The sequence below is a fragment of the Ferrovibrio sp. genome (assembly GCF_046297595.1).
GTDB lineage: Bacteria > Pseudomonadota > Alphaproteobacteria > Ferrovibrionales > Ferrovibrionaceae > Ferrovibrio.
In genome coordinates, this window is record NZ_JBKBHT010000017.1 from 1 (window position 1) to 7,400 (window position 7,400).

7 protein-coding genes and 1 pseudogene are annotated in these 7,400 nt (G+C 65.1%); 2 read left to right on the plus strand and 6 right to left on the minus strand.

The genetic code is table 11. The annotated features are described in order from the left end of the window. From ACK4FJ_RS20115 to ACK4FJ_RS20125, 3 genes are all read right to left on the minus strand, one after another. A partial coding sequence (locus ACK4FJ_RS20115) for a hypothetical protein (protein ID WP_409768762.1) occupies positions 1-818 on the minus strand: 818 nt, incomplete at its 3' end. 138 nt (positions 819-956) lie between these two features. Beyond that, positions 957-2,471, minus strand: a complete 1,515-nt coding sequence (locus ACK4FJ_RS20120) for a UbiD family decarboxylase (RefSeq protein WP_409768765.1) — start codon at positions 2,469-2,471, stop codon at positions 957-959. Between the two features lies 1 nt (position 2,472). Beyond that, positions 2,473-3,396 carry a DMT family transporter gene (locus ACK4FJ_RS20125; RefSeq protein WP_409768768.1) on the minus strand — a complete coding sequence of 308 codons (924 nt, stop codon included), beginning with the start codon at positions 3,394-3,396 and terminating at the stop codon, positions 2,473-2,475. Positions 3,397-3,472: 76 nt separating this feature from the next. On the opposite strand from ACK4FJ_RS20125, the gene ACK4FJ_RS20130 reads away from it, so the two are divergent. After that, the gene (locus tag ACK4FJ_RS20130; RefSeq protein ID WP_409768771.1) at positions 3,473-4,204 is read left to right on the plus strand and encodes a hypothetical protein; all 732 of its coding nucleotides are present in this window, start codon (positions 3,473-3,475) and stop codon (positions 4,202-4,204) included. A gap of 59 nt (positions 4,205-4,263) precedes the next feature. Here the strand turns inward: ACK4FJ_RS20130 and ACK4FJ_RS20135 are convergent. The 3 genes and pseudogenes from ACK4FJ_RS20135 to ubiA all read right to left on the minus strand — a co-directional run bounded on the left by ACK4FJ_RS20135 (position 4,264) and on the right by ubiA (position 6,398). After that, a pseudogene (locus ACK4FJ_RS20135) lies at positions 4,264-4,581 on the minus strand (endonuclease domain-containing protein). Between the two features lie 87 nt (positions 4,582-4,668). Continuing rightward, positions 4,669-5,421: a hypothetical protein gene (locus ACK4FJ_RS20140; RefSeq protein WP_409768774.1), complete on the minus strand. Its 753-nt coding sequence runs from the start codon at positions 5,419-5,421 to the stop codon at positions 4,669-4,671. 47 nt (positions 5,422-5,468) lie between these two features. Continuing rightward, positions 5,469-6,398, minus strand: coding sequence for a 4-hydroxybenzoate octaprenyltransferase (ubiA, locus tag ACK4FJ_RS20145; RefSeq protein ID WP_409768777.1), 930 nt, complete (start codon positions 6,396-6,398; stop codon positions 5,469-5,471). Between the two features lie 37 nt (positions 6,399-6,435). Between ubiA and ACK4FJ_RS20150 the strand changes: the two genes are divergently transcribed. Further along, positions 6,436-7,167 (plus strand): 16S rRNA (uracil(1498)-N(3))-methyltransferase, encoded by a 732-nt coding sequence (locus tag ACK4FJ_RS20150; protein ID WP_409768780.1) that lies wholly within the window; start codon positions 6,436-6,438, stop codon positions 7,165-7,167. Positions 7,168-7,400: the final 233 nt, after the last annotated feature.

The window sequence follows — 7,400 nt, forward strand, 5'->3', positions numbered from 1 at the left end:
TTGAGCGATTTCACCTGGCCGATGGCATCGTCCATCTGCTCGATCTGCTCGGCGATATGGGGCGAGAAGTGGCGCGACAGGTTGCGCCGCGCCCGCTCGCTTTCCACCTGCCGCGCGATCAGGTGGCGCGAGCGCATCACCGCCACGGCCAGCAGGATGCCGATCATGCCGATCAGGATCAGGCGTGGCAGGATCTCGCCCAGCCGCACGCTCCAGGGATCGAGGATATAGGCGATGCGGTCGGGCACCGGCATGTTGATGACGTTGCCCATGTTCAGCGCGAGCGATACGCCGGGCTGCATGAGGATGTACAGCGTGCCGGCCGTCCAGCAGACGATGGCGGCCAGCGTGGTGAGCAAAACGGTGCGCGCCGACTGCCCCAGCGCCGACAGCACGACGAACAGCGCGACATAGAGGATCGTGTCGAAGCCGAGCTGCATCGGCGGCGGCAGGGGAGTGGGATCGAAGGGATTGGGCAGCACGATGGCGCCGGTGAGCAGCGCCATGTCGATGAAGGGGAACAGCCAGTGCATCCAGGGCTGGTCGAGCTCCGGCTTGCGCAGCAGCATCTGCAGATAGGCCGAGAAGGCGAAGGCACCGAGATAGCCGTAGTAGTTGAAGGCCAGCGGCAGGCCCATCTCGACGGTGAGGATGACGGCGACGATGGCGCAGACGCCCAGGCGCAGGCCGAGCGTGAGGCGCAGGGCCTCGTATTCCTCCTGGCGGATCGCGGCATCGAGACGATCGCTGGCCGGGTCGGGCAGGCAGTCCTCACCCCTGCCGCAGATCAGGTCATGCCATTGCTGCCATAAGCGCATTGCGCCGTCCGTCCCTGTGCTGCCCGGCCCTGTCGGGTGCAGTCTTGTCCGGCCACAGATTAGCGGATCAGACCCGCCGGCACGAGGGGCAGGACGGGGTGGATTGCTGCCGCCGTCACAATCGGGCGAGGGGCCGGGCTATTTCCAGATCGGCTTTCCGGGGCCGGGCAGGCCGAGTTTCGGCCATTTCTCGGTCACGGTGCGCACGACGTCCTCGTCCATGCGGATCTTCTCGCCCCATTCCCGCTTCGTCTCCGGCGGCCATTTGTTGGTGGCGTCCAGGCCGATCTTGCTCCCTAAGCCGGATTCCGGCGAGGCGAAGTCGAGGTAATCGATGGGGGTGTTCTCAATCAGGGTGATGTCGCGGGCCGGGTCCATGCGGGTCGACATCGCCCAGACCACATCCTTCCAGTCGCGGGCGTCGATGTCGTTGTCCACCACGATGACCCATTTGGTGTACATGAACTGGCGCAGATACGACCACACGCCCAGCATCACGCGCTTGGCATGGCCAGGATATGCCTTCTTCATGCTCACCACCGCGACGCGGTAGGAACAGCCCTCGGGCGGCAGCCAGAAATCGACGATCTCGGGGAATTGCTGGCGGATCAGCGGCACGAACACGTCGTTCAGCGCCTCGCCCAGCACGCTGGGTTCGTCGGGTGGGCGGCCGGTGAAGGTGCTCAGATAAATCGGATGGCGCCGCATGGTGATGGCGCTGATGGTGAAGACGGGGAACTGCTCCACCGAGTTGTAATAGCCGGTATGGTCGCCATAGGGGCCTTCGTCGCGGTAATCCTCCAGCGACACATGGCCTTCCAGCACGATCTCGGCCTCGGCCGGCACCTTCAGCGGCACGGTTTTGCAATCCACCAGTTCGACCTTGCGGCCGCGCAGCAGGCCGGCGAACTGGTATTCCGACAGGGTATCCGGCACAGGCGTCACGGCGGCGAGGATCGTGCCGGGATCGGCGCCGATCACCACGGCGGCGGGGAAGGGTTCGGATTTGCCGGCCTGTTTCCAGCGCTGGTGCTGCTGCGCGCCGCCGCGATGCTTCAGCCAGCGCATCAGGGTCTGCTTCTTGTTCAGCACCTGCATGCGGTAGATGCCGAGATTGAAGCGGTCGGTCTTGTCGGATTTGTTCGGCCCCTGGGTCACCACCAGCGGCCAGGTGATCAGCGGCGCGGGTTCGCCCGGCCAGCAGGTCTGGATCGGCAGCGCCGAGAGGTCGATGTCATCGCCCTGCAGCACGACCTCATGCACCGGTGCGCTGCCCACGGTTTTCGGCTGCATCGCCATAACGGTTTTCAGCAGCGGCAGCATGCCGAGCGCTTCCCTGAAGCCGCCGGGCGGTTCGGGCTGGCGCAGGAAAGCGAGAGTCTCGCCCACGTCTTTCAACTCGGCCGGTTTGCGGTCCATGCCAAGCGCCACGCGTTCCACCGTGCCGAACAGGTTCACCAGCACGGGGATCGGGCTGGGGCTGCCATCGGCACGCAGGGGCTTTTCGAACAGCACGGCGGGGCCGCCCTGGTTGAGCAGGCGGGTCTGGATTTCAGTCATCTCCAGCACGGTGGGAACCGGCTCGGTCACGCGCACGAGATTGCCGCTCTGTTCGAGCTGAGCCATGAAATCGCGGAGCGAGGTATAGGGCATGTCAGCGCTTTCCCGACAGCGAGGTGGCGATGTAGAGGCCGGCCAGAACCAGCACGGCACCGGCCCAATGGTAGGCCGCGAATTGCTCGCCGAGAAGCGCCCAGGCGAGCACGGCATTATAGACCGGCGAGAGATAGAGGATCAGGCCCGCTTTGGCGGGGCCGAGATGCTTGGTGATATAGGCGTGGCAGGCATAGGCGGAAAGGCCGGGCACCAGGATCACGGTGGCGATCACGGCCAGCGTGCGGGCATCGGGCGTGGCCGGGCCAACGGTCGCCATCTCCCAGACCAGGAAGGGCAGCATGACGATCACGCCGGCCGCCGCGATGGCGGCCAGCCGGGCATTGATGCTCAAGTTCCCCGGCCAGCGTTTCAGCAGCACGGCATAGGCCGCCCAGGCTACCGCGCAGCCCAGGATCATCAGATCGCCGGGCACGAAGGTCAGGGCCTTCAGCACGGCCCAGTCGGCCTTGGTCACGATCACCAGCGTGCCGGTGAGCGCCAGGGCGGCGCCGGCCATCTGGCGTTTTGAGAGCCGGTCGCCGAACATGAGGCGGCTGAGCAGGATGATCAGCACGGGCGAGACGGCATAGATCAGGCCGATATTGGTCGCCGTCGTGGTCTTGCCGGCGGCATAGACCACGGCGCCGCAGATGCCCATGCCCAGGGCGCCCAGCACCAGCAGCCGGCCGGCATCGCGCATCAGCGCCTGACGCTGGCGCCAGAGTTCAGGACCGCAGAAGGGCAGCAGCAGCACGACCACGCCGGTCCAGCGCCACACGGCCAAAGCCACCGGCGGGATGAAGTCGGCCGAATAACGGGCCAGCAGCATGTTGGCGCAGAACAGCGCCGGCGTGATGAAGATCAGCGCCTGGGCATATTGCTGCTCGCGGCTGGGGGCGGCGACGGGGGAGGATAATGTCATCGGCGCGGAGATTAGGGGCGCAGGCTTACGGAAACCAGTGCTTGACCGGCGCAAGCCCGCCCCGTAAGCCCAAGGCATGCGCCGTTTTCCCGCCGAATTCGCCGACCTGCTGACGCCGAAAGGCCGCGCCCTGCTGGCCGGGCGGCATCCGGCCGCCGGCGCCCTGGCCAATCCGCGCTGCCGGTTTTTGAGTATCGAGGGCCTGATCGACCGACGGCAGGCGGGGACCGCGGCTGTGCTGCTAGAAAAGACGATGCTGCCGCATCTGCGGCTGCTGGAGGCACCGATCCCGCCCGAGACGATCTGGGGCCAGACCCGCAATTACGCCGAAGCACTGCCCAAGACGATGCGCCAGCGCACCACGCATCTCGACAATCCGCGCTCGGCCGGCTTCCGAACCGCCGAAGAGATCGGCCTGATCGGCATGCTGCGTTCGGAGAGCTATCGCGCTTTCGCGACCATGCTGGCCGGCCGGCCCCTGAAGGCGAAATACGGCCTGCAGGCGATTGCCTATGGCGCCGGCGATTATGCCGGGCCGCATACCGACCACCATCCGGAAGAACCCGACGCGGCGCATGGCTATCTGGATGTGCATTTAAGCTTCGTCACGCCGGGCGTGCGCGACCAGTTCCTGGTCTATGCCAAGACCGGCCATTTCACCGAGATGGCGGAGGCGGCGAAACCGGGACTGGTGACGGCCTATCGCCTGCCATTCTGGCATTACACCACGCCGCTGCGCGCGAAAGCGGGACAGGCAGAAACCGCGCGGCGCTGGCTGCTGCTGGGGACGTTTTTGTTCAAAGGGTAACACCCTCTCCCGCTTGCGGGAGAGGGAGGGGCCCGCATTAGCGGGAGGGTGAGGGGTACTTACTGGAGCATTTCGGCGATACGTGCGGTGACCCCTTCCGGGTTTGACAAAACATCGCTGTTCCAGAACCTGATGACTTGCCATCCTTGTGCCTCCAACTAGGCAGTGCGTTGGCGGTCATGATTGTTGTCAGCATGCTGTCCGCCATCAACTTCGACAGCCAGCCGTCTCTCTATGCAGGCGAAATCAAGGATATACCTGCCAACAGGGTGTTGGCGGCGAAATTTGAAGCCATTTAATTGCCTGCCACGCAATAATGACCAGAGCCGACGTTCGGCATCGGTCATGGTTCTTCGCAAGGCCCGCGCATCTGGCATATGCGGAAAATAGCGGAAAGACCCTCACCCTCCCAGCCTACGGCTGGGACCCTCCCTCTCCCATTATATGGGAGAGGGCTTGTTGGATCAGGGTGCCAAGTAGCCCTTTTTCGGCGCCGGGCCGAGCGTGCCGCCGGCGGCCTTCACGGCGCGGATATAGGCGGCTTCGGATTTGTAGGGGCCGAATTTGTTGAAGTCGTCGGGCGTGCAGGGCGTCAGAACGCCGCCCGAGCCGGGCTTGATCTTGAAATAGCCGCCGTCGCGGTGGATCAGCGGGATGATCTTTTTCTTGCGCGAAAACACCCGGCGCATGGTGGCCGAGTGGTCCTTCATCGTTTCGAATTCTTCCGGGTCGAGCTTGAAGATGCGGTCGAAGGCCGCGACCATCTCATCGACGAAGGCGCGCTCCACCACCTGCATGTTGGAAATGATCCAGCAGCGGTCCTCGAAATCCCAGTAATAGGTCAGGCCGATGAAATTGCCGGCCTTGTCGAGATAGGGATAGAAGGGGAAGGAGCGGCAGGCGATGGTGCGGTTGTCGCGCTCGCAGAAGGCCGCGCCCTTGCATTCGATGGCGCAGGCATGGCTGGTCAGCTCGTTGACGATCTTGCGCGAGGCGGCATCGGTCGGCTTGTATTTGAACCACAGGTCGGTGCGGCTTTTCAGCAGCTCGAACTCGGCCTTTTCCACCACCGGGATGGCGTTGTCGGTGTCGCAGCAGACCGGCTGGCCCTTGTTCAGCGGGGCGCATTTGCGGCCGCAATCCACCTTGGCCAGGTTGGCGTTGTAGCGTTTGTAGATCTCGGCGAACTGGCGCGGGGTGATTCGGGGCTGGCTCATGGCGGCGCACCATACGCGGGCGGCCGGCTGCCGCCAAGCGGAAAGCTTCAGCCCAGCAGGAAGCCGGCGAAGAGGATCAGGCCGGTATCGCGGTTGGCGCGGAATTTCGCCAGGCAGTCGGCGCTGTCGTCGGGTTTCAGCGTCAGCACCTGCCAGAGGAAATGCAGGGCGGCGATGCCGAGGCAGATCCAGTAGGGCCAGCCCAGACCGGCCATCCAGCCGACGACGGCGAGGCCCAGCAGGGTCAGGTCGTAGAAGCCGGCGATCCACAGCCGGGCGTGATTGCCGAATAAACGGGCGGTGGATTTCACGCCGATCAGCGCGTCGTCCTCCTTGTCCTGCAGGGCATAGATGGTGTCGTAGCCCAGGGTCCAGACGATGCCGGAGGCGTAGAGGATGAGCGTGATCCAGTCGAGCCGGCCGCTGACCGCCGCATAGCCCAGCACCGCGCCCCAGTTGAAGGCGAGACCTAAGAAGAATTGCGGCCACCAGGTGAAGCGCTTCATGAAGGGATAGATGGCAACCAGGCCCAGCGAGACCACGCCGAGCAGGATCGCCAGTCCATTCATCTGGATCAGGATGACGAAACCGATCAGGGATTGCAGCACCAGCCAGGCCCAGGCCTGGGTCACGCTCACCTGGCCCGAGGGGATCGGCCGCAGGCGGGTGCGCTCCACCTTGTCGTCGAAATCGCGGTCGACGATGTCGTTGAAGGTGCAGCCGGCCCCGCGCATCACCAGGGCGCCGATGCCGAACAGCAGGATCAGCCAATGGTCCAGCGGCGCGTCCTGGGGCCGGGCCAGCGCGATGGCCCACCAGCCGGGCAGCAGCAGCAGCCAGGTGCCGATCGGCCGGTCCAGCCGCGAGAGCCGGGCATAGGGCCGCCAGCCGGCCGGCAGCCAGCGCTCGACCCAGTGGCCCCGCACGGCATCTGCGGGGGCGGCATGATCGGTGACTTCGGGGTCGGGCTTTGCCATAACGCTCCTGTAGTCCGTCCGAGGATACCGTACAAGCATGAGCAATGTTGCCAAGGCCCGCCTCTTCGTGCCGGCCGCCCTGAGCGGCGGGGCCGAGGTCGTGCTGCCGCCCGACCAGGCGCATTACCTGCGCCATGTGCTGCGGCTGGGCGAGGGCGATACGGTGGCCCTGTTCAATGGCCGCGACGGCGAATTCCATGCCGTCCTGAGCGTGGTCGGCAAGAAGGAAGTCCGCCTGCTGGTGGGCATGCAGACGCGGCCCTTTGCCGCCGCCGCCGACCTGTGGCTGTGTTTCGCGCCGATCCGCCAGGGCCGCATCGAGATGGTGATCGAGAAGGCTACCGAGCTGGGCGTCGGCCGGCTGCTGCCGGTGCAGACGCGACGCTGCCAGATTCCGAAGGTGAATGGGGAACGCCTGTCGGCGATTGCGCGTGAAGCGGCCGAACAGAGCGAGCGGCTGGACGTGCCGCCGATTGAGAACCTGGTCACGCTGGAGAAACTGCTGGCCGAATGGCCGAAGGAGCGGCGCCTCTATGTCTGTGCCGAACGCAGCGAGGCTTTGCCGCTGCTGGCCGCTTTGCAGCCGCGCCCGAAGGACGAACCCTGTGCCCTGCTGGTCGGTCCCGAAGGCGGCTTCGCGCCGGAAGAACTGGATGCCATGCTGCGTCACCCCGCCATCGTGCCGGTAACGCTGGGGCAGAACATCCTGCGGGCGGAGACGGCGGCGATCGCAGCCCTCGCCATTTTACAGGCGGCGCGGCAGAATTAATCTGCGTCACCGGAATAATCTACGTCATGGGGCGTCACGACCCAGTCATTCCCAGGCGGTATCGGGGTACTAGACAGGTCGCTTAATCTGCCCCATATGCCGGAGGCAGCCGTTCGGCCGCCGCCCAACCCCAGTAACGATAACAATAATCATTTCGAGGTTCTCATGTCCGGACCGGCCCAGGCTCCCGAAACGCCGATCACTTCCAAGGCGCAGCTTGTCGAGTATCTGGC

Excerpts from the sequence above, each read along its gene's own strand:
- ACK4FJ_RS20140 (WP_409768774.1), bottom strand. The coding sequence starts at position 5,421 with ATGAGCCAGCCCCGAATCACCCCGCGCCAGTTCGCCGAGATCTACAAA.
- ACK4FJ_RS20120 (WP_409768765.1), bottom strand. The coding sequence starts at position 2,471 with ATGCCCTATACCTCGCTCCGCGATTTCATGGCTCAGCTCGAACAGAGC.
- ACK4FJ_RS20150 (WP_409768780.1), top strand. The coding sequence starts at position 6,436 with ATGAGCAATGTTGCCAAGGCCCGCCTCTTCGTGCCGGCCGCCCTGAGC.
- ACK4FJ_RS20130 (WP_409768771.1), top strand. The coding sequence starts at position 3,473 with ATGCGCCGTTTTCCCGCCGAATTCGCCGACCTGCTGACGCCGAAAGGC.
- ACK4FJ_RS20125 (WP_409768768.1), bottom strand. The coding sequence starts at position 3,396 with ATGACATTATCCTCCCCCGTCGCCGCCCCCAGCCGCGAGCAGCAATAT.
- ubiA (WP_409768777.1), bottom strand. The coding sequence starts at position 6,398 with ATGGCAAAGCCCGACCCCGAAGTCACCGATCATGCCGCCCCCGCAGAT.